This window comes from Corynebacterium guaraldiae (assembly GCF_053480195.1).
Map to the genome: position 1 here is coordinate 1 of NZ_JBRBAU010000006.1, position 20,246 is coordinate 20,246.

Genomic DNA, 20,246 nt, shown 5'->3' on the forward strand with positions numbered 1-20,246 from the left:
CGACACTGCCTACAACCACTCTATGGGAATACGCAAAGGTCACATACGCTAAACCCCAACCCCCACCAACACAATCTGTCGTTTAACTCGACACGCCGGAAAACAACACGTTTTGTCGTTTAGGCCACATCCCCCGTGTGAAGGCATACATACAAAAAGGGGACCCCGCGCACCCGCCAGAGCCTCCTGACCCTTGCTGCATTCCTGCCCTGGGGGAGTTCAGAGGATGGACGCCACGCGGAATCCTGCGGTCTAGCCTAGCGCGCCTTGCTTGTCGACGCCAAACCGCTCCCCCGCCCCCCAACTCCCCACTCCTCTTCCAAGCGCACTCCCCAACTCAAGCCACTAAATTCTTAAGTTTTCCGCCCTGACCTGGCGATTTTGCTTCATTAGGGGGCTCATGTAATGTTTTCCAGCGGAGGATTCGACTAGCGGCCTATGTCACACGCCTGGAACGCGTGCGGGAGTCACATCCCTCAGGGGTTCAAATCCCCTATCCTCCGCCATTGGGAAGTCCCCTGGATGTCATCATCCAGGGGACTTCTCCTCATGCGCAGGTGGCAGATTCTAGTGGTCGCGGATACACGGTTTTAGATTTCGTTGGCATAGCCTAGGAGTTCGGCCATTTCTTCGGCTGGTATTGCAAATCCTAGGGTTGCGCGTGGTCTTCTTCTTAACCACGTAGGCCGAGTTTCCCGCAGTCGTAGGCGACTATTGTCGATACGACTGCGGACAGCGAGATATCCCATGAGCTGTTTGGCTAAGAGGTAGCCAGGAATGGGTGGAACATTTGTGACCATGTCGACCGTGCTGTCGCATGGTATCTCTTCCGAAATCGCCTACGCCTTGCCGCTAGGGGCTTCTACTTGCTTGAGCTGACAGACAACAACCGGCAAGGCGCTACCTCAGTCTTCAATGAGTCGGCGTCTTTCTATATGACAAACCTAGACTGAGCATATCCCTATTACTCTTTACTCCTCCTTTTAGCTGATGCAGCAACTGAAAGAGCTATTCCTAGAAGGGCCATAGGAAGCCCAAGATTAGTAAGCCGAGTTTCCCAAAATAAGCCCGCTATACACAACAAAGCGCCTGCAATGAGAATGACAAGGGTAAAGACTTTAAATAGTTTCATTTCCGCATCTTCCTTACAACTTCCGTCATCGCCCGAAGGCAGGAATCCCCATGAGAATAACAATTCTTTACTCACAATTGATCCCCCCACCTAAATTTGGAACTTTCGTATACTCTTCTCGGGTTCTATGGCTTGAAGAGTGCATGAAAGGGAAAATAGGTGTATGCCATTACTCGGCACTGTGGAACTCAACCACCCGATCAGCAAAGGTTCACTCCCCCGACCCGTCGGTGGTAACGATGTACGATTCCGCGATTTTGTCGAGCAGTTTCAGGTACTCGTTTGAGCTTTCACGCAGGCACCAATGTCGGGCGATGACGTGCGTTTCGGTGCAGGCTACCAGCAGGCATTTCTTGTGAAAGTAGGTGCCGTCGATAAAGACCTGGTCATAGACACGATAGGGATCTGCTGCTGTTGGCACGATGATAAACCACAGCAGCTTAAACCACCGGGTCAAAGCCCGCCTTGTTATCCCAAGGCGTTTGGCCAAGTGGTCTGCGGATTCCCCAGAAAGGACCCAGTCAATAAAGATTTTAAAATGCCGAATCTCACTGGTGTGCGCGGGTGTTAATCGATGAAAACGTTGCACTGAGGGCATAGCCGGCCTTGGGGTCCTGCCGCAGTTTTGTTGTTCTTAACCAGAAAGTGGCCGCACATATCGCACGACAGCCGATTCCTATTAGCCATATGAATTGGCATTACCGCACCAGCAGCAGTCCTCCCACCACAGGTCTATGGCTATCCGATGTCGATTTCACCGATCAGGCTGTTGGAACCGATTCAAAATCAAGATCACCGTATTATCCCAGGCTGCCTTGGGAATCCGTATCGGTTTATCCACACGAAAAGTCCCTTAAGCCGTTAATTCTCAGAAGCCGATTTCTGCGAAGCAGCAAACTGATTTCACCACGTATAGAACTCCAGAATGTTTCCGTCTGGATCCGAAATGTAGGCGGAATAAGAACCCCATGGCATTTTCTTGGGTGAGGCAGAAGCCTCGCGATAGGAATCTGGAAGTTGACCCCAATACTCGTCGACGTCCTCGACAGAGAATTGGATTACTGCTCCGCCGGGGGTTGCCGGACTAGTGTTAGTGGCTGAAGCAAAAACTGAAGAATCGAATACGCCAATTACGCTGCCATCAAACGACACTTCAAAATATCCTTCTTCAGCAGACAATGGCTTTGCTTCGGAGTTTGGAAGTTGATGGTAGAACTCCCATGAGGCTTCGATATTGCGGGTCAAGATCGTCAAATGATCGAATCGCATGATTGGCATAACCTTTCTCGCTGGGCCAAAGATTAGTCGCGATTATTCCAAATGCCCTTTGCCCGTGTGCGGTATTAGAAATCGAGGCTATTGGATTCTTCATGCGGTGGCTTGGAGCCTTCACGCAAAGGAACCAAAGCAAAGGCACCATTTGCGGGGCCCAGGATGGAAAACCCCAGGTGATTGCATGCGGAGTTTCGCATAAGGTGCCAGTACTTTGGTTCCTTTGCGGCTGGGCACTCGAGCTGGGCACCTCCATCGAACGCCCATGGTCAACCGCCCCTACTCGAACTCGGGGGCCGCGAAACCGTCTTCCTTGAGCCACTCCACGTGCGGCGGGGTGTTCATGCCCCATTCCGTGCGGGCGAGCAGGAAAGCCTCCTTCACCTCGGCCTCGCCATAGCCGCCATCGCGCAAGAACTGGCGGAAACCGCGGGGGCCAGGTTCTTTGATCCACAGCCAGACGTAGTCTTCCAAGGTGTGGTCGCCCAAGATGTCTTCCATGCCTTCTGGCAGCAGCTCACGCCCGGCGCGCACGCGCTCCTCCAAGTCAGCGTCGAAGAAGTCGTAGAGGTAATCCAGGCCGTCTTCCAGCTGGGCGTACTCATAGGCGTCCATTGATTCGCTCCTCTCGCCCTCATTCTTAGTCACGGATCAGCACTCCTCTCAACTGTGTTTCTTTGCGCCGAGGGACATCCGGTCGACGTCGGCAAGCACTTCGTCCACAATCATCGGGTTGAATTCCCTATCGCGGCGCAGGCGTAGTAACTCTTGTTGGGCGCCGGCGAGGGCTGTTCGCCGTGCCGCGAGGGCCACCTCACGGGCCTCGATGGCCATGCGCAGACGAGTTGTAGCGTCCTCACCATCCTCGTCTTCGCCGAGGCGGTCCTCAAACCATTGGGCAATATTTGCCGCAGTGTCGGGGTCCAGTTCCTCATACTTCGCGCGCATCGCAGCAATGCCGGCTTTACGCGCGCGGGAGGTAATGGTCGCGCGCATCTTATCCGTGGCTGCCTGCGAATACGTGGTGAGGTCGAGCTGACGCATAAGCCACGGCAGCAACAGGCCGGGAATCACCATGGTCATGAGCAGCACCACGAGGGCGATAACGGTCAACTCGTTGTAGAAGCTCAATCCACTCGGAACAGACAGAACCAGCGCAAGAGTCACCAAACCGCGCATGCCGGACCACGTCATAAGCAGCACTTCTTGCAGGCGCAGCGGCGCCAGGCGTGGCTTCCCGCGGCGCCTATTAATGAGATAGAAGGCGTACATCCACACCAAGCGCACGAGGAAAGCAACAACGGACAGGATGACGCCGATGATGACCGCGTGCCAGAGGTCCGCGCCCGCGGCGTCGATGGCGCTGAACACGGTCAAGCCAATGAGGCCGAAAGCCACGCCCGTGAAAAGCAGCTCGACGGTCTCCCAGAATGACTGGCCGGAGAGGCGGTCCTCCGCCTGAATCGGTGCGCGGGAGTGCAGTTCCACCGCGGCAATCACCACCGCGATGACACCGGAGGCGCCGAGCTCCTCCGCAGCGATATACACGGCAAAAGGAATCACCCACGTCAAGGCGTTGCGAGCGACAACCTCGTGAACCGCGCCGACGAACCACGAAGACACGCGCCCCACGACGAGCCCGAGGATGGCGGCTACAGCCGCGGAGTAGAGGAAACGCGTCACCGCTTCCCCGGCGTGCATCTCACCCGAACTCGTCACGGCTTCCAGGGCGAGGTGGAAGGCCACAATAGACGCGGCATCATTAAACAGGCCTTCGATCTGCAGCACGGAAATGATGCGCCGTGGGATACCGGCAGGTTCTGCCACGGCCTCGACGGCCACCGGATCCGGCGGGGCAATCGCGGCGCCGATAAGGATGGCGGCAGCTAGCCCCAAGCCCGGCATGAATGCGCGAGCGGTGAATCCCACCGCAAGGGTCGTAGCCACCACGAGCAGCACGGACAGAGCCAGGATGGTCATCCACTGCTCACGAATAACACCCCACGATGTTCTCCTTGCCAGCGCCCACAGCAATGGCGGCAAGAAGATCGGAAGAATGAGGTCGGCGGGTACGGCGAACTCGAATGTGCCATTCGAAAAAGTGGCGTATACCGAAACCGCCACCGCCGTAAGGATGGTCAGAAGCGCTGGCCAGGGAAGCCCGATCTTGTCCCCCACCGCCATGACAATAACGGTCAACAGCATCAGGCCAATAAGGACAAATAAAACTTCCATACGCGCTTCTTTCCCCGTTTAAGTTTTTCTGTTCTCAGACTACCGTTGCGTGGCCGGCGAGGGAGAGCAGTTACACAGCGCCATCCCAGACGAAGGCCTCCCGCGATAGCTTCTCCGGCTGAAACTGTTCGCACAGCTCCTGCACGGAAGAGGCCTCATACCCTAAGGATTGGGCCAAGAGCTTGACGACGTCCCCCGCATCCCTACCGTGCCCCTCGAGCAGCTGACGCAGGGTCACCGCCCCATCGCGCTTGGACAAACGCACGCCCTCAGCGTTGAGCACGAGCGGCACGTGAACGAACTCCGGCTCCGGATAGCCCAGCTTATGCGCCAAGTATGCCTGACGCGGGGCAGAAGACAGCAAGTCATCGCCGCGCACGATCTGATCGACGCCTTGGAAGGCATCGTCGACAACAACCGCCAGGTTATAGGCCCAGTCCATGCCCTGGTTCGGATCCGCCGGGGGCTGGCCGCCGCGGCGCAGGATGAAGTCATCCACCTCCCCGGTGTACTCGCCGGCGAGGGCGTCGTGGATGGTGAAGGAGGAAGCGTCGGCACGCAGGCGTATGGCTGGCACGCGGTTTTGGGCGGCGAGTTCGGCGCGTTTGGCGGCCCGCTGATCGTCGCTAAGCTCGCGGCACGTCCCCGGGTACTGCCCAGGGATGGCATGCGGCGCGCGGGAGGCTTCCTGGATGTCCTTGCGCGAGCAATAGCACTCGTAGGTAGGAAGCTGCGCCAGGGCCTCCTCATAAGCCGCGTAGCGATCCTGCTGGTAGATGACTTCCCCGTCCCAGTCCAGGCCGAGCGCGGCGAGGTCCTCCAGCTGGCGCTGCGCCGCCTCCCGCGAGGAGCGCTGCGTGTCAATGTCCTCCACGCGCACAAGGAAGCGGCGCCCGCTACTCCGAGCGTAGAGCCAGGCCAGCAACGCCGTACGCAGGTTACCCAGGTGAAGATCGCCGGACGGGCTCGGGGCGTAACGTCCGGCGGGGCTAAGAGAATCCATGGCCACCAGTCTACGAGGAGCCCCGCGCGCACCGGAGTCCTCTACTAGACTCTCCCCCATGGCTTCTGATGCGACGTATCCCCTGCTTGATTCTGCCGACGCCGAAAAAATGCTCGCCTATGCGCGCGCCCAGGCTCCCGGGCTTTCTCTTCCCACCGATGAGTCCACCCACATTGATGAGCAGATTAGCCGAGTACTCGCAGATGATACTTTCCTAGGCAGCCTGGAAGATGCCATTCCCGCCGCCCGCTATTTGGAGGCCCGGGAGACCCTCCGTGTGGCCGCCGGCACCATCAAGAACGTCGACGATTCCTTCACCATTGCCGCACTCGGTGCGCTGACCGGACAACCATCGCTGGTGGCCGCAGGCTATACCCGCGTCGCCTGCGCATGGATGGATCACAACGACACCGAGGAAGCAGAGAAGTTCGCCGCCAAGGCAGCCGCGGCTGGCGATGACACGGCGTTGAATGAGATTGCCGCCGCCCGCATCGCAGCAAGCCACAAGGACTTCTCCGAGTCCGCCCCCGCCAGCGTGGATGCTTCAGCCGACGCCAATAGCCCATCCTCGAGCTTCGGCAACAGCGTCTCGCTGGCCGAGCTCCAAGAGCGCCTAGAATCCGCCAAGAGCGGCGAAGCGAAAACACACGCTGCTGAATTCGTGGCTATCAACGACGCCGTGACCGCAGGAGAATTCGACGGCGCAGGGGCCACGATGGGGGATATCCTCCGTACCATCCTCGAATCCGCCGTGGGCGCGCTGTGGGCATCCGGCTCTGCCGCCGACTGCGAGCGCGTTGCTGCGCATTCCTTCACCATCCTGTCCAACGCGCGCGCGGATGAGGAATACCAGCAGCTCCCGGCACCGATGCTGGCCCGCTTTTACAGCGATGCTGCACAGCACTCCGCTGCGGATGTGGAGCAGCGCGTGGCCTGCTTCGCCGCTGCTGCCCGCGAGTATCAGTGCTACGGGGACCTCGACGGCGAGCTCCGTTCGATCCTCAAGACCGTGACCCTCGACGTGCAACACCGCGCCCCTGAGGAAGCCTATGACATCCTGGCCTCCCGCTACGTAGATTCGCTCAAGCTCCAGAGCCTGCCCGTATCGGCCAAGTGGACCGTCCTTTATTCTGAAAGCCTGCTTTTGCAGGCGCAGGACATGTATAAATCCACCCAGGTTCTGCTCAATTTCTTAGACCGGCACCCTGACACCGAGGCCACGACGCCTTCGGAGCACAACGCCCTCGCGGAAGTCGCCGAGCTCCTAGGTGATCGCCACGCCTCCACCGGCAAGGCCGACCTCGCTCGCAGCATGTACTTCTTGGCGTACAACCTGTTTGAAAAGGCCCACAATGTCCGCGCGCTCGAGGAGCTACGCAAGAAGGCCTAGGCCCCGCGATGCACGAGGCCTAGCCTCATCGCGCCTGGCCGCCGAACCACTGCCGGTTCGCCGGTAGCCACAGCAGCACAATGACCACCGCCGAAGCGATCGACGCGGGCATGACCCAACTTGCCGGAATGAGCAGCACCACGATGGCGCTGATAACGGTCAACGCAACTCGCGCGGACTGCTGTGCATGCAGCACATAGGTGGTGAGGGCACACACCAAGAGAACCAGTACGGCAAGTAACACGCCCAGCTCGGTGGAAAGCTGGTCCGTGCGGGTTACCGCCGCCGGGCTGTTTTCAAAGGCGATGAGCCGGCAGATGTTGTAGACGGTGTAGCTCGTGATGAAGACCTCCAGCACCGCTGCGATCTTCAACGGCCACGGTGCCCATTGCGCCTTCATATCGGCCGCGCGGCGGGCCTGGCGGACGGTGTCGCTGACCTGTCCATAGCGATAGTCCGGCGCGGGTGCGGCAGGCGAGCCCGGCTGTGGGGTTCCTGGAGACTGCGGGTTGCCGAAGGTCATGACACATCCTCAGCAAAGACGCCGCGTTGACTCAGCAACCAGCGAATAGGATCCAGAACGCGATAGGGCGCAATGCCGCTGCGGGCTAGCTGGCGGCCCGTCGGGGCCTCACCCAACGCGGAGGTCACGAAGAAACTACCGCCACTCGGCGCTGCCGAATAGATCTTGTTGATGAGGTCGTTGGCACCCAAGAAGCGCAACAACGATTCGGCTTCGAGGTGAACCATCCAGCGGTCCGAATCGCGGAAATTCCACCCGGTATCCCGGCGGAAGGCGGAGCCGCGGTTGGCCATGAGCTTCTTCCAGCGCACGTCATCCACCTGCTCAAGTTTCTGAACCGTGTCGAACTTCGAGATTGTCACGGCCAGCGGCGGCGGAGTATCCGTGTCGAGCAACGCCAGCAGGTTATCCAGGACCCGCAAGGAATCCGCACCGAGCTCACCAATATTGGGGATCAGCCCGTGGATAAAGTCCTGAATCTGCTGCACGCGCAGCGGGTCAAAGAGGAAGATCACCAAATCCGCGTGGGAGAAGAACGCAAGGTTTTCGCGGTCGGCTTCGTTCTCCGGCGGGTTCTCCAGGTCCTCGCCCGCAACGTCGCGGAAGACCAAGAAATTCATTCGCTCAAAGCCCTGTTCATCGGGCCACTTGCCGAGCTCAAAAATCAGCGGATCACGCTGGTAGGCGTCGGTAGCCACCGCGCTCGGCGTGGGATCCATGGCCCGCATCTCCTCAAAGAGCGGCTTCTCATACACCTCCGCGTAGCGCTCCCGGGTGGATTCATCCGCCGCTTGCACGGAGCGGTTGTGTTTGTGCGCCAGCTGCTTGAGCTGCTTGATCATCACCGCGGTGTACAGCGACTTACCGGAGTTACGCGCGCCCGCCATGGCCACGCAATGTGTCACGGCGTCGGTCCATCCCTGCGGCAACTCCCGGTTGGTGTACGGACTCACCGTCACACCATCCTCGAGCGGTTTAAAGGTCCACGGGCAACGTGCCTGGCTCATTAGTTCCTCTCTTTCAGCATGGCGGTGACGCGGTCAGTCAATTCCGAAAGCTCAGTGTTGGCGCCGGATTCGAGCTGCTTGACGACGTCCCCGTCGATCACCGCATACGCCACATGAGCCGGAGTCCCGTTGATGCGCGCGAGCTCGAGCTCCTGGCGGCCGATGGCACTGGTGATGAGCACAACGGTGGGCACCTGGGTCTCCAGCATGGAGGCCACGGGAGAATCGGTGACGTAGATGACCAGCGAGGACGTTGAGGTGAGAGGCGGCAAGCGCCACGGCCGCTGGCCTACGCGCTCCGCTCCACTATCAATCACACCCGCGATGAAACGGGTGAGCTCATCCACCTTATGGGTCTCGATGCTGTCCTGCCCGTCAGTGGCGCGGAAGTGCCGGAAAGCATCGGAGAGCGCATCGATGTACTTAGCGGCCGCTTCAATGATCTTCGGAGTGACGTTGACCTGCATGGAGGCAGAGCCATCGATGACCACGGTGACATCATCGAGGCCAGCGACATCCAGCTCCGCGCGGCGCATCTTGGAGCGCACCTCGCGGGCGGAATCTGTGATTCCGGTGCCCTCGGTCGTGCCGAATGCTTCCAAGAGGTAGCTCCCAGATTCCGGGGTGACCTCGGCGAGGCGTTCGGCGGAGTCCTCGGCGGCGTCGATAAGCACGCGCGGGAACGTCACCGAATCACCGGCGTTGCTTACCGTCAGGCGGACCTCGCTGCGCAGGCCGAAGGTCCCATTCCGCTTGGGGCGCACGACGATGGTGGCGCGCTCAGGCAGGGAGTGCACCATGATGGAGAGGTCGTGGACGCGCACGGCATCAACGCCTTCTCCCATAATCGCCAGCTCCATCGAGGCGCCGCCAGTTCCCATCTCGAAGGCTTCAACGCGCAGGATGCCGTCTGAGCCGATGCGGCGGGACTCTCCGTCCCGCAGTGTGTATTTAGCCATGACGCTTCTTCCCTTCTCTTACCTTCCGTGGAATCCCGTGTTTCGACCGTGTTCGCCTAGTCCTCCGTGAGCTGCTCCACGGTGCTGCCACGCTGTGTGCTGTGCAAAGTGCGATGGGGCGGGTTGCTGCTGCGCGCGCGCCGAGCGCTCCGCGAGCAACTGTGTCGTGCGGTCCAGCAACATGGCGACGCGCCCCGTGGCATAGCGCTCGCAATGCTCCGGCACGAATGTTCCCGCAAAGTGCATTGCGGTGAGGTGCGCGATGTGCTCGAGCTCGCGGTCCTCCCAGAGCCGCAGCGCATCCTCTGCCAGGAGGTTGAAGTCCCGCGGGAAATAGAACACCCAAGAGGCAACGATTGCGGACATCAGTAACTTGTCCAGCCCCTCACCCAACGAGTTTCTGTCGAGGTAAGCCAACTGGATGGCGCGTCCGCGGTTGGTATCTAAGTGCTCGATCCACCAGCGCGGATCGAAATCCTTGAGCCTATGCCATTCCTCGGCGCTGAGCCCAGGAACATTGGCGTTGCCACCCGATGCCGCTGCCGGCAGCGGATGTGCTTCTTCAGCTGCTGGTGCGGCTTCTGCACTTGGCGACGGCGCCGTTTCTACTGTCGTGGCGAAAGGGTTCTCCTGCGACGTACTCGGCGCGGGGGTATCGAGGGGATTCGGCGGAATACCCGCAGGGCCATGACCCGGGGCCGCAAAAGGCGAGGCGTCTGGGATAGGCGCTCCAAAATCAGCTGGGTCTTCGCCCCAGGAGTCGTCGAAGCTGAGTGCTGCACTCTTCTCAGGCTTGCTGGCTGTTGCAGCGCTCTCTTCCGGTTCCTGTGCTGCACCCGTGCGCTGCTCGGCCTGCTCGTGCTGCGACTCCGGGGCCACGGCCTCAGTTTCTTCCGCAGCACGTGCTTCGTACGCGCTGACATCGGGCAGGGCCTCATCAAGTGCAAACACGACTGGATTGCCGGGGATCGCGGTTTCCTTAAGACGCTGCTTCTCGCTGGGCGGTACCACGAGCATGGTGGACGTACTCAGCGGAAACTCGTTGATGGCGGCGGCCTTCTCAAAAGTGGAGAATCCGAAACCATCCTCCCCCACCTCGCGGGCGGTGGCGGCGATCCACAGCGCTGCCTGGTTATCAGGGGCCACGAGAATGACCAGGCCGTTGCGGGAATTCAAAACCTTCGCCATGGCGGTGACCAACGCACGGTTGAAGGTGGGGTTCGGGTTCGGGGTCACGGCTTTGAACGGTGCGGGCAGCTTCTCTGGATAGCGGAATTCGCCATCCAGAAACTCCTCCAGCAACACATCCGAGTGCAACGGACCGCGCGCCGAGATCTTGGCCGGAATCTGGACTTTGTCCACCTCGTAGATGGAAAAAGGCGCTGGGATATCGGGAGAAAACAGGACCGTCGCCGGCGCCGGCGGAGTGCCCGTGCGCGAAATGGACGTGTAGGTGAAGACGTTTCCGCCGCGGCCTGTCGCATCTAGGCCTGCGGGGACGGAGACCATAGTGACCCACTTTTCCGCCTCAGGAGTGAGAGCAAAAACCGCTGTGCGGCGGACCAGCTCCGCGCGCTGCTGGGCAGAAGGGAAATCCGGTATCGTCGTGCCGTTGTTGAGCGAAGTCGGCACGAAGGACACCAGCTCAGCCAGCTCCTCCTGGGTAATATCGCCGGCCTTCTGACCCACTCCCCAACCACCGGCACGGCCATTGGCGCGGGAAAAAGATGCATAGCTAAAGGCACCGCCCATAACTACTGGCCTCCTTGGAAGTACTGGTCTTGAGAATAATCCTGGCCATAGTTGTGCTGGTCATAAGCGTTGGGCTCATATCCTTGTTGGCCGTACTGCGGGTCATAGCTGGGAGCTTGGTTCTGCACGGGTGGGGGCAGCATCAACTTGTAAGACACATCGCCTTCCACCACCACGGCTTTATCCAATGCACTCAACGTGGAGGAGGCATCGCTGTAGCTCTCCGAGAAACTACTAAAGACGTCCTCACCGCCGAAACTGTCGAAAGAGGTATCGACCTGGCTATCAAAGCCCTCGACGGCGAACAGACGGATGAATCCCCTACGTTGAATTCGCTCGCCAACTGACACCGTGAAATCTGGGTACTGCCCGCGCATCGGGCCCAGTCCTTGAGCCACGTGTGTGGTGCTCTGCAGGTTGGTCTCCACAATGCCGAGTGCCTCGCCGTCTTCGGGGAAGAGTGGCAGGCGGTCAGCACGGTAGACCACCTGGCAGGAGAACTGGCGCTTGTCGCCATTGCCCAAGCTCCAGAGGAACACCCCGATCTGGCCCTGAGCGTAATCAACCTCGAAGTCATAGGTAACTGGGCGCAGGCCCTCGTACTGAATCACGCGTTCATCGCCCTCAGTGCGTTTGCCCGCGAAGACTGCATAAGGCTTCAGGCGCACGGTATCGCCGTGCTGATCGAGGTGCAGGCGGATTCCTCCTTGAAGGTCGTAATCCTCCTCGCGGATCTGATCGTGCTCGCGATTAGTGGAGTACTCCACTGCCGTCGCGCCCTTCGGCCAATCAAATGTAATGAGCTGGCTGTCCACGCGCTCGATGAGACGGAACTGGTCATCCTCAATGGACTGCACGCGCTGCAGCACTTTGGATTCGCCCACCCAGGCATCCGCGTCGTTAAAGTTCACCGGGGTGATGTAGACCTCGTACCAATCCGGCGGCCACGGCACCGTGGTGGTTTGGAAAGAGCCCGGTTCAGACACTCCACGGGTCTCACTGATGGCGCTCGATAGCGCACTTTCGACGTACGTCTTTGGCACCGCGGACGTGCGAAGGTCCGCCTGCGGGGCGTTGGGTGTCAGATAGATCTTTACCTCGCCGGTCTTGGGCGAGTACCAATCAACTTCGATGCTGTCTTGTCCGTATTCGCTGCGGCGCTCACAGCGTGAGAGCTCCAGCTTCTCCAGCTCGCTGGCAAGTTTCACGGAGCGCTGGACGGCAACTTCGTCCTGGCTCTGCTCGGTAGCGCCGTGGAACTCCGCTTGGCCCAGCAACGAGATGACGACGGTCTGCCCGGCTTCCTGCACCGGAATGGTGGCCTTGCGCCCGCTGCTATCCACGTCTTGTTCGAAGCGCGGGGAGAGCTTTTCCTTCTCGCTGTCCCGGCAGGCATAAACCATGGCGCTCGAGTGCCCCGGTAGCAGGTCCCAGGACACCTGGATGGCTCCCTTGATGGTGGATACCTGGACGTTCACCGGTGGGAAGACCACGCCCGTGTCTCCCATGAATACCGGTTGGCTATTGATGAGCTCGCGAAGATCCCGTCCCTTATACGCCCACACCGCGTAGTGGCGCAGACCTGCCTCGCCCGGGGTGTGGTCACGGTAGGCAGTTCCTTTTGTGTAAACGAGGGTGTCACCGGCATCCGGGGAGGCCACCATTTCTGAATCATCGGCGACTACCCGGTAGAACACCACCTCATCCGGCGAGTGCTCAAGCTCGGGCCACCACAGGCGCACCGGATGGCGAAGGTCGTTGTCCTCCGGCTCCGGTTCTGGTTCGATGCCATAGCCAAAGTCCTCGTGAGAATCCTGCGCCAGCGCGTCCTCTTGCGGCACCTCAACTTCAAATTCGATGCCGGGAGCTTCCCAGTTCGGGTCTTGGCGGAACTGATACTCCGCCTTAATCCCAAAGCCCGGGATAGTGATGTAGTCCTCTTCGTTGACCTGGGTCTTCTGTTCTTCCTCGGCCTGCAGTGCCTCCCACTCGGCAAAGAAATCATGCGGCTGTGCCGCTGGCTGTGCCGGTTCTGGTTGAGGCGCGGAGCCTGCCTGCGCCACGCCACCTGCTGCGGTACTAGCTGCAGCGGCACGTTGTGCCTGTTCCCGCTGGCGGGCTTGTTCTTCGGCTCGCGCTGCCTTTTCCTGTGCCGCACGTTCCTGCGCTACCTTTTCCTGTGCCGCGCGTTCTTGCGCGGCACGTTCCTGCGCGGCACGTTCTTCCTGGGCCACTGCGGCGTTGCGCGCCTGTGCGCTCAGCTCTGGGTGGGCCACCTCTTCGCCGTTATACGCGGCGGCAATCTGTTCGGCGAACTGCCTAAACGGCGCCGATACGGCCGCGCGCACATCATCGGCGTTCACGCGCTTGAGCTGGTGCAGGGACTTAAGCTCGCTCAGCGGCATATCCGTGATCGAAGGTTTCGGGTTGTGTGTCATCAACGTTCCTTAAGGAGGTCTCGTCAGAAAGTTTCGTCGAGGTCTGAGAGGTCCGGTGCCTCCGGCCGACCAAACGGCGGCTGCGTAGTCGGCCCTTGGTTATCTCCCTGCACCGGCGATCTAAAGCCCATGTGGTCCATGTCATCTAGGTCGTCGAGTGAAAGATCCGCAGGATTCACAAAGGACGGGGCATTCGACGCCGCGTCGGGAATCAGGTACTTGAAGTCAGTGATCTTTCCGTACTGCACCACCGTCACAGAGCGCGAAAGCTGGCTGGTCAGCGCGGTCTGGCTGTCTACCTCGACGATGCGCGTGCGGGAGCCATCGATTTCGGTATACCCTTCAGCGCCGCCAGCATTAGTGAGCGCAGTGGAGCTAAAAGCCTGGAGGGCTCCCTTTTCCTGGTTCATGCCGTCGAGGAACTCGGCGGTGCTCTGAACGCGACTGCCGCCTTCCTCGCGGAAGGTGACACGGCTGAGGTATTGCTGCAGGCTGCGGGTCATGCGCGGATCCGTGATGACCTTCTGCCATTCCTGCTGCTTGTGATCGCGGTCCTGCATGTAGGGGTGGTCAAGGCTGCGGGACAGGTTATCCAACGCAGTGCTGGAGCCGAGGCCAGCCATTCCCCACATCTCATTGAGGGCCACAGCCGAGTGGCCGGTGCGGTTGCGCTCAAAGGTGTCATTCATGTCATCGAGCAGTGACTTAAGCGAACGGTGTGCCCACTCCGCTTGGAAAATATGGGAGCGGATTTCATCCGTCATGCGCACGGCATCGTCACGGTTGAGCACGGCCTGGGCAATGCGGGCATTCTCCGGAAGACCCGACTGCGGCGTCCGCAGGTGATCGCTCGACGTTTCCTTACGCCCAAAGGGCGCGTAAATCGCGCGGCCCAGCAGCGCCGACCAGCTCAGGAACTGGTTATAGGCGTTGGAGATGCGGGAGATCTCCGCAGAGGCCGTGGCCAGATTCTGCGCGGCGATCTCTTGGTTGCGGTTCAGCAGCTTTCGCCGCTGCACGTAGTCGAAGATCTCACGCTGTGCCTTGGTAAAGACCGCCCAAGAACACACGAGGAAAAGAAGAACAACCACGATGATGCCCACGACGTACCACGGCCAGTCGAACCACTGCAGGTACTCACCCAGCGGCAAGTCCGGGTTATAGCGGCCAGCCACCATGTAGGTCATCAGGGCAAGCACCACGAAGAGGACGATCCACATCGTGCGCAGCTTCCGGGTCAGTGCTTTGTTCTCCGCGTTGAAATCACGCGCTTGGAAACTATTGGCCAGTTCTTGCAGCTCGCGCGCCTTGGCGTGCGCGTCGCGGTACTTCTGCTGGGCGTGCCCCAGCTTATCCCAGAGGCCCTGGCCTACCTTCCACGCGAAGGTGGTGCTGTTCTTCGCTCGCCAGGAGGCAAACTCGTGCTTCTTGCGGCTGACCGCTTCATTGCGGGTCTGCTGGCTGGTGTACTCGATGTCGGCGGCAAAACGCTCAGCGCCTACCGGATCGAAAGGCGCGACGGTTGCTTGGGACTCGTGCGTATAGCCCAACGTGCTGGTCATGAGCGGATGGAAGCCCTCAAAAGAAGCGCTGACATCCTGCACGGACTGGCCACCGTACTGCACGATGTACATGTTGCCCTGGTTATTGCGCAGGCCCTTGGTATCGATGCTGTCGCGCCAGGAACCGTCGACAAGCCCCAGTGCGTAGTCGTGGTAGGCCTCCCACGTGCGCGAGAGCTGCGGTTCCTGGCCCAAGGAAAAGTGCTGCTCCCGGGCGACTCGCATGGTGTGCTCACTGGCTTGGCGCAGCTCGTCGACGCTCGTTGCGCCACTGCCCTTGCCGGAGTGCCCAGCCAAGACAACCTCCACGCTGGAGTCTTGGCCATAGAGCATCTTCTGCAGGAAGGTGGCGGCGTTCTTGTTCATCGCACCGCGCTGGCCCTCGACCCAATCCTGCGGCTTGCCCACCACAGTAGACCAGTACAGGCGCAGATTATCCTTCAGCGCCGCCCAGCCGCTGACCTTGTGAGATTGCAGCTCCTCATAAGCGGTCGGAGCGCTCACCAACGGGGAAATCTCCTGGTTGATGAACATCTGAGCGCACTGATCCGTCAGCTGTTCCGGATTGGCGTAGTGCACGGCGCGCGAAATGTTATTGACCTGCGGCTGCGGCAAGCGCTGACTGGGATCGAAAACGGCCTTCCTGACCTTGTCCTCGATATCACTGGCATCGATGGTGCGGTGGAAGGCGCGCACCAGACGGAAGCGCTGCCGGTCGCCTGTTTCGATGACGCGATGAGTTTCTGGATCCAACACGGCCGGTTCGGGCATCCCGCGCCATAAACCAAAGATGCTGGCTACGGCCGGGGCTGCGAACTGGGCAAGCTCGAAGCCATCTGCGGTGCGCTTGATCGGGCGAATGCGCGAGGAGGCTGGGGTCCCGCCCTCTTCTGGGGAGAGCACGAGGTTGCTCCAGCCCTGCAGCGGCGCGATGTCCACGCTCTCGCGCGGAAGGGCTGACAACAACAGGCGCACGCGCAGGTTGGAGGCCTGAATCAGGCGCTGGTCGACGGCCCCGACCCACTCCGTGAGCTTGTCGACGTCCTGCGGTTGTTCCGCATCCATCGGGTCAATCGTGGCGAGGAGGACGTCCCCGCTGAAGCTGCGGAGGGCCTCGTCGAGCGTCGACAAGCGCGCCGTGCCCTCCTCCGTAAAGGAGCGCACAACAGCTCCGCTCGTGGGGTGGGCATAGTCGATCCAGAGGAAGTCCTGCAGCAGGCCGACCGCACGCAAGTCACAAAGGCGGGAGCGGATGTCATCCGCGGTGGCGCCGTGTCCGAAAATAATTACGTTCGTCATTAGAAGGTGTCATCCAGGTCGTTGAGGTTGAATTCCGGAGCGAGGTCCTGGCCAAAGCCAGAATCGGAGCTGCGCACCTGCGGGGCAGGCTGGGCGACGGGGTTCTCCGCCACCGTTTTGGCCTGATTCAGGTAGTTGCGGATGACCGGGACCATCTCGATGACGTCTAGCGCCAAGTCACGGTAGTACGGCGTATGCGAGGCGACTTCGCGGGAGCGTACCTCCGCAAAGGGCTTTTCCTTACGTCCCTGTCCCGGCAAGGAGTTGGTGTGGCCCGGCACGAAGTGATCTGCGCCGCGGGCGAACTTATCCAGCTCCTCCACGAAGGATTCGTAGCGGTCCTGGATGGAGGTACCCATAACACCACGGTTCGGGGCTTCACCGGATGCCAAGAACTGCGCGAGGCGGTGGACCACCGGGTGCGTGGACGCACCGGAGTGGGCGAAGTCTAGGCCGTCGTCGAAAAGCCCGCGCAACAGCTGGTATGGGTAGAGCGAAGAGGCAAAACCATAGTGTCCGGTTTCCTGCACCTTCGCGTAGGCGATGAAGATGGACTCCAGAACCGAAGGCATCCAGTCAGACTTCTTGATCATGCGGCGCGGCGAGATAAGCAGCGGATCTGGGAAATCAACCCATCCATTCACGCCGCCATCCGTGTCATCGAAGATGTGGGCCGCTGCGTTGGCTGCATCGGCGTTGGAGATGTAAACGCGGCCGGTAATGCGTCCGATGATCCAGCCGGCCACCATGGCCTGGCGCTCCGTCTTCGTCAGCGGCAGGGCTGCTGGCAGCGGTCGGGTGCGGCGCTCCGACCACCAGGAACCGTCGAAATTATCCTGCTTCTCGATGTCCTTGGCGATGTAGTTAAACATGGAGGAGAAGACGATCGGCGAGTAGTTGGGGTAGGAACCGAAGATCTCGATGTGCTGCACATGGTCCGACATGTTCAGCGAGTTGCGCAGAGCCACCGTGGAAGGCCCGTCAATCTCCGGGCGGCTGAGCACCGACTCCAGCTGGGAGGCGATGCCGGTCTCCGCAGAGCCCAGCTCCGCAAACGGGATATCGGAGAAGGAGTAGGTGTACTGCACGGACTTGCCGTGGATACGCTGAACCATGTCATCGTTGACGGCAGCCAAGGGGCGGGCATAGCTCAGCGCAAGCTGGAATGCCTCGACGAACCGGCGCTGACGCTGCGCGTGCTCGACCTCGTTGATATCCGGGGTAAGGGTGAGGTAGCGGCGCAGATCCACCGAGTTGAACTTCTGGAACTCATAATCACGGCGATTAATCCACTGGCGCGAGCGCTCCAGCAAATCAGTTGGGCGAATCTTGGCGCGGTAGTGCGCGCGCTGGGATTCGCGGGATTCACCGCTTTGCGGGTGGCGCGAGAGGTACTTGGACACCCAGCCAGCACGGTTGGAGTAAGCATCATTGGTGCGCTTCTGCGGGGCCAGGGTGTCATTCGGCGCCTGGGCCGCATCGAGTGATTCCCATTCACCGCGGATGACCGCACGAACCGCAAAAGGATAAGCCTGCTCGTAGTTGGTGACATCCGAGGTGGACTGCTGTCCCTGGATGGTACGCAGCATCTGGTCACGGTAGTCCGAGATGAAGCTGTTGACGTCGGTCAGCATGATTTCGTTCTCGGCGCCCTTAAAGCGGGTTTCCACGACCTCATCGAGCTCCGTTGGCCACGAGTTGACTTCGTCAGTGCGGACGTCGGCCAGCTTGTTCGTCTCCGGGCGCTTCGACACTGCCTTCTCCAGCACCGCGTGGGCATCTCCCAGCTCGCGCTTGAGGTGGAAGAGGTTCTCATCGGCGTAGTCCTGCAGGACATCCTTGAGCAGGTGAGCAATGGCCATGAGGGCGTAGCTGTAGAACTGGTTGAAGTACAGGCCCATCAGAGCATTGACCGTAGGAGTCGGGTCCGTCATCTGGCCCTTGCCGGTCAACGGGCTGAGGATAGGGTCCGCGCCTTCTGGCTTCGCCAGCACGCGGGTGTTCTGGTAGTAGCCGGAGTACTCAGACAGGCGCGGCAGGAGGCGGTCGGAGTTGGTGAGCACGTCCGTGATCTTGGAGAGCATCTCGCGCACATAGGGCACGCCCACCGCAGCGAGCTCCGACTCCACGGTGGCGAGGACACCATCGCTGAAGAAGTTGGCGTAGCGGTAAACAATGTCATAGGCGGCATTGTTCAGCACAGATGCGATGGCCTGTTCATTGCGAGGATCGGCCATGTTGCCCTCGAACTCTTCACGCCATTCGTTGACGTTACGGCCCTGGCCCACCGGAATGAAGTTCTGCAGGTGCTTCGCAGCACTATCCGCGGCCTGCTGGGCCTGGCCGCCAAAGACGCTGTTGAGCCAATTCCACACGCTGCCGCTATCAATCTGGCCGCCTTGTGCCCAGGAGGGCTCAAGCGTCATAGAGCTAAAGGCCTTGGGCAGCCGCTCTTCCAACTTCTTAGCAATCTGCATCTCGCCGGCCTCGGGGTTCTGCGGGTCGAGGTGCCCGTTGAAGAGGCGCTCGAAGGCGCTGCGGGCAAGACGCTGGGAAGAGTATTCGGCAAAGCGGTCGCGGCCCATCGAAACCTGGGCATAACCCAGCGAACCCCAGGGCAGGCGCCCCCACGGCGTTCCGTCTGGGCGATCCCAGCCGAAGAAGCGGCGGCCGCCGTCACCGGCCGGAGTATTGGTCAGCGCGTAAGACACAAGGTTATCGCTGGCCTTGGTGGAAGCCATCAGCCCCGCCAACGCGCGGCCCAGGCCGCGGTAGATGGACATGGCGGAACCATCGCCGAAGCGAGCGCTGGTGGTGCCCATCTTGGAACCAATGGGGAAAATACGGCCAAAGGTCTGCCCCTCCGGCGGGGTGCCCATGTCAAAAGCCTCGAAGATGGCGCGGTCATGCTCATAGGAATTACCCATCTGCGCGGCAACAACCTCACCGAACATGGCCAGCGAGTTCGGCCACGCGCCGGCCATGTCATCCGCCTTGTTATCGGCGAAGATCTCCGGGGTGTACATGAAGATGAGAGTGCCCTGCGGGTTCACGTTCGGGATGGTGGTGAGCACGCGGCACACGTCCAAGAACATCGAGGCGCCCGCGCCACCCGCCATGGAGGAGACAACGAGGACAACCGGCTGGGAATCACCGGTATCAGAATCCAGCTTGGTCTGTTTGTAGTTAAGGCGGTTGAGCTCCTGGATCGCCTCCTGCGTGAACATCTCATCCACCGCTTCCTTGAGGGACTGGCGGATCTTCTTGAGATTCGGCAGCGTCAGCATACGGCCAATCGCGCGGTACTGGCCGGCACCGTCAGCCAGCTTCACGTCGTTGGTGGAAGGATTGCGGGTGGCCCACGTTGCAATCTCACCGAGCTTGCCAGCGCGCCCCAAGGTGCTGGACACGCCTTCGTCGAAGGAGTTGTAGTTCTGGCGGGCACCAATGCCTACGTAGTGACCACCGTTCTGGGTAACATTCGGCAGCTTCTGCGGTCCAGCCTCCTCTTCGAGCGGCACGTCGATGTTGACGAACTGCCATGCCTTGGGCAGCTCGGTCATGTCCGGGTCAATGCTTCGCAGCTCGGCCTTGAGCTGATCCATCATGAACGCCAGTGTCTTGGCGCCGGAGCCACCGCAACCGACGACGAGGAACTTCTTCATCTTTAACTA

At 60.4% G+C, this 20,246-nt stretch carries 13 protein-coding genes, 1 tRNA gene, 1 other RNA gene and 1 pseudogene; 2 read left to right on the forward strand and 14 right to left on the reverse strand.

Annotated elements, in window-relative coordinates:
- Window positions 1-151: 151 nt before the first annotated feature.
- Window positions 152-250, reverse strand: an RNA gene (ffs, locus tag ACUY3D_RS05770) — signal recognition particle sRNA small type.
- A 167-nt stretch (window positions 251-417) separates the two neighbouring features.
- Between ffs and ACUY3D_RS05775 the strand changes: the two genes are divergently transcribed.
- Window positions 418-506, forward strand: a tRNA-Ser gene (locus tag ACUY3D_RS05775).
- A 458-nt stretch (window positions 507-964) separates the two neighbouring features.
- Here ACUY3D_RS05775 and ACUY3D_RS05780 read toward each other — a convergent pair.
- The 6 genes and pseudogenes from ACUY3D_RS05780 to gluQRS all read right to left on the reverse strand — a co-directional run bounded on the left by ACUY3D_RS05780 (window position 965) and on the right by gluQRS (window position 5,642).
- The gene (locus ACUY3D_RS05780) at window positions 965-1,207 is read right to left on the reverse strand and encodes a hypothetical protein (protein WP_128081864.1); all 243 of its coding nucleotides are present in this window, start codon (window positions 1,205-1,207) and stop codon (window positions 965-967) included.
- Between the two features lie 142 nt (window positions 1,208-1,349).
- Window positions 1,350-1,819, reverse strand: a pseudogene (locus ACUY3D_RS05785) (transposase family protein); the annotation flags it as partial.
- Window positions 1,820-2,035: 216 nt separating this feature from the next.
- Window positions 2,036-2,401, reverse strand: coding sequence for a VOC family protein (locus ACUY3D_RS05790; RefSeq protein WP_070524538.1), 366 nt, complete (start codon window positions 2,399-2,401; stop codon window positions 2,036-2,038).
- 282 nt (window positions 2,402-2,683) lie between these two features.
- Window positions 2,684-3,019, reverse strand: a complete 336-nt coding sequence (locus ACUY3D_RS05795; RefSeq protein WP_046648840.1) for a hypothetical protein — start codon at window positions 3,017-3,019, stop codon at window positions 2,684-2,686.
- 48 nt (window positions 3,020-3,067) lie between these two features.
- Window positions 3,068-4,639, reverse strand: coding sequence for a cation:proton antiporter (locus ACUY3D_RS05800; protein WP_070564255.1), 1,572 nt, complete (start codon window positions 4,637-4,639; stop codon window positions 3,068-3,070).
- 70 nt (window positions 4,640-4,709) lie between these two features.
- Entirely contained in the window at window positions 4,710-5,642 is a 933-nt protein-coding gene (gluQRS, locus tag ACUY3D_RS05805; protein WP_101736527.1) for a tRNA glutamyl-Q(34) synthetase GluQRS, read from the reverse strand.
- 58 nt (window positions 5,643-5,700) lie between these two features.
- Here gluQRS and ACUY3D_RS05810 point away from each other — a divergent pair, with 58 nt between their 5' ends.
- On the forward strand, window positions 5,701-7,032 hold the full coding sequence (locus ACUY3D_RS05810) for a hypothetical protein (protein ID WP_448240592.1): 1,332 nt from the start codon (window positions 5,701-5,703) through the stop codon (window positions 7,030-7,032).
- A gap of 25 nt (window positions 7,033-7,057) precedes the next feature.
- On the opposite strand, the gene ACUY3D_RS05815 is transcribed toward ACUY3D_RS05810, so the two are convergent.
- Genes ACUY3D_RS05815 through ACUY3D_RS05845 form a run of 7 tightly spaced genes read right to left on the reverse strand, consistent with a single transcriptional unit; the run spans window position 7,058 to window position 20,237 of the window.
- Window positions 7,058-7,555 carry a hypothetical protein gene (locus ACUY3D_RS05815; protein WP_144676476.1) on the reverse strand — a complete coding sequence of 166 codons (498 nt, stop codon included), beginning with the start codon at window positions 7,553-7,555 and terminating at the stop codon, window positions 7,058-7,060.
- The gene (locus ACUY3D_RS05820; RefSeq protein WP_448240593.1) at window positions 7,552-8,562 is read right to left on the reverse strand and encodes a TRAFAC clade GTPase domain-containing protein; all 1,011 of its coding nucleotides are present in this window, start codon (window positions 8,560-8,562) and stop codon (window positions 7,552-7,554) included. Before ACUY3D_RS05820 ends, ACUY3D_RS05815 begins: the two co-directional genes overlap by 4 nt.
- On the reverse strand, window positions 8,562-9,521 hold the full coding sequence (locus ACUY3D_RS05825) for a hypothetical protein (protein WP_448240594.1): 960 nt from the start codon (window positions 9,519-9,521) through the stop codon (window positions 8,562-8,564). Before ACUY3D_RS05825 ends, ACUY3D_RS05820 begins: the two co-directional genes overlap by 1 nt.
- A gap of 18 nt (window positions 9,522-9,539) precedes the next feature.
- A complete protein-coding gene (locus ACUY3D_RS05830) occupies window positions 9,540-11,273 on the reverse strand; it encodes a GAP1-N2 domain-containing protein (protein ID WP_448240596.1) in 1,734 nt (577 codons plus the stop codon).
- A 2-nt stretch (window positions 11,274-11,275) separates the two neighbouring features.
- Complete coding sequence (locus tag ACUY3D_RS05835; protein ID WP_448240597.1) at window positions 11,276-13,711, reverse strand: SaeA-related protein; 2,436 nt, start codon at window positions 13,709-13,711, stop codon at window positions 11,276-11,278.
- A 23-nt stretch (window positions 13,712-13,734) separates the two neighbouring features.
- Window positions 13,735-16,572, reverse strand: coding sequence for a hypothetical protein (locus ACUY3D_RS05840; protein WP_269948888.1), 2,838 nt, complete (start codon window positions 16,570-16,572; stop codon window positions 13,735-13,737).
- Window positions 16,572-20,237 (reverse strand): tubulin-like doman-containing protein, encoded by a 3,666-nt coding sequence (locus tag ACUY3D_RS05845; protein ID WP_269948887.1) that lies wholly within the window; start codon window positions 20,235-20,237, stop codon window positions 16,572-16,574. Before ACUY3D_RS05845 ends, ACUY3D_RS05840 begins: the two co-directional genes overlap by 1 nt.
- Window positions 20,238-20,246 lie beyond the last annotated feature (9 nt).

Coding starts and splice junctions, on each gene's coding strand:
- ACUY3D_RS05845 (WP_269948887.1), bottom strand. CDS start 20,237: ATGAAGAAGTTCCTCGTCGTCGGTTGCGGTGGCTCCGGCGCCAAGACA.
- ACUY3D_RS05820 (WP_448240593.1), bottom strand. CDS start 8,562: ATGAGCCAGGCACGTTGCCCGTGGACCTTTAAACCGCTCGAGGATGGT.
- ACUY3D_RS05795 (WP_046648840.1), bottom strand. CDS start 3,019: ATGGACGCCTATGAGTACGCCCAGCTGGAAGACGGCCTGGATTACCTC.
- ACUY3D_RS05815 (WP_144676476.1), bottom strand. CDS start 7,555: ATGACCTTCGGCAACCCGCAGTCTCCAGGAACCCCACAGCCGGGCTCG.
- gluQRS (WP_101736527.1), bottom strand. CDS start 5,642: ATGGATTCTCTTAGCCCCGCCGGACGTTACGCCCCGAGCCCGTCCGGC.
- ACUY3D_RS05830 (WP_448240596.1), bottom strand. CDS start 11,273: ATGGGCGGTGCCTTTAGCTATGCATCTTTTTCCCGCGCCAATGGCCGT.
- ACUY3D_RS05835 (WP_448240597.1), bottom strand. CDS start 13,711: ATGACACACAACCCGAAACCTTCGATCACGGATATGCCGCTGAGCGAG.
- ACUY3D_RS05825 (WP_448240594.1), bottom strand. CDS start 9,521: ATGGCTAAATACACACTGCGGGACGGAGAGTCCCGCCGCATCGGCTCA.
- ACUY3D_RS05800 (WP_070564255.1), bottom strand. CDS start 4,639: ATGGAAGTTTTATTTGTCCTTATTGGCCTGATGCTGTTGACCGTTATT.
- ACUY3D_RS05840 (WP_269948888.1), bottom strand. CDS start 16,572: ATGACGAACGTAATTATTTTCGGACACGGCGCCACCGCGGATGACATC.
- ACUY3D_RS05810 (WP_448240592.1), top strand. CDS start 5,701: ATGGCTTCTGATGCGACGTATCCCCTGCTTGATTCTGCCGACGCCGAA.
- ACUY3D_RS05790 (WP_070524538.1), bottom strand. CDS start 2,401: ATGCGATTCGATCATTTGACGATCTTGACCCGCAATATCGAAGCCTCA.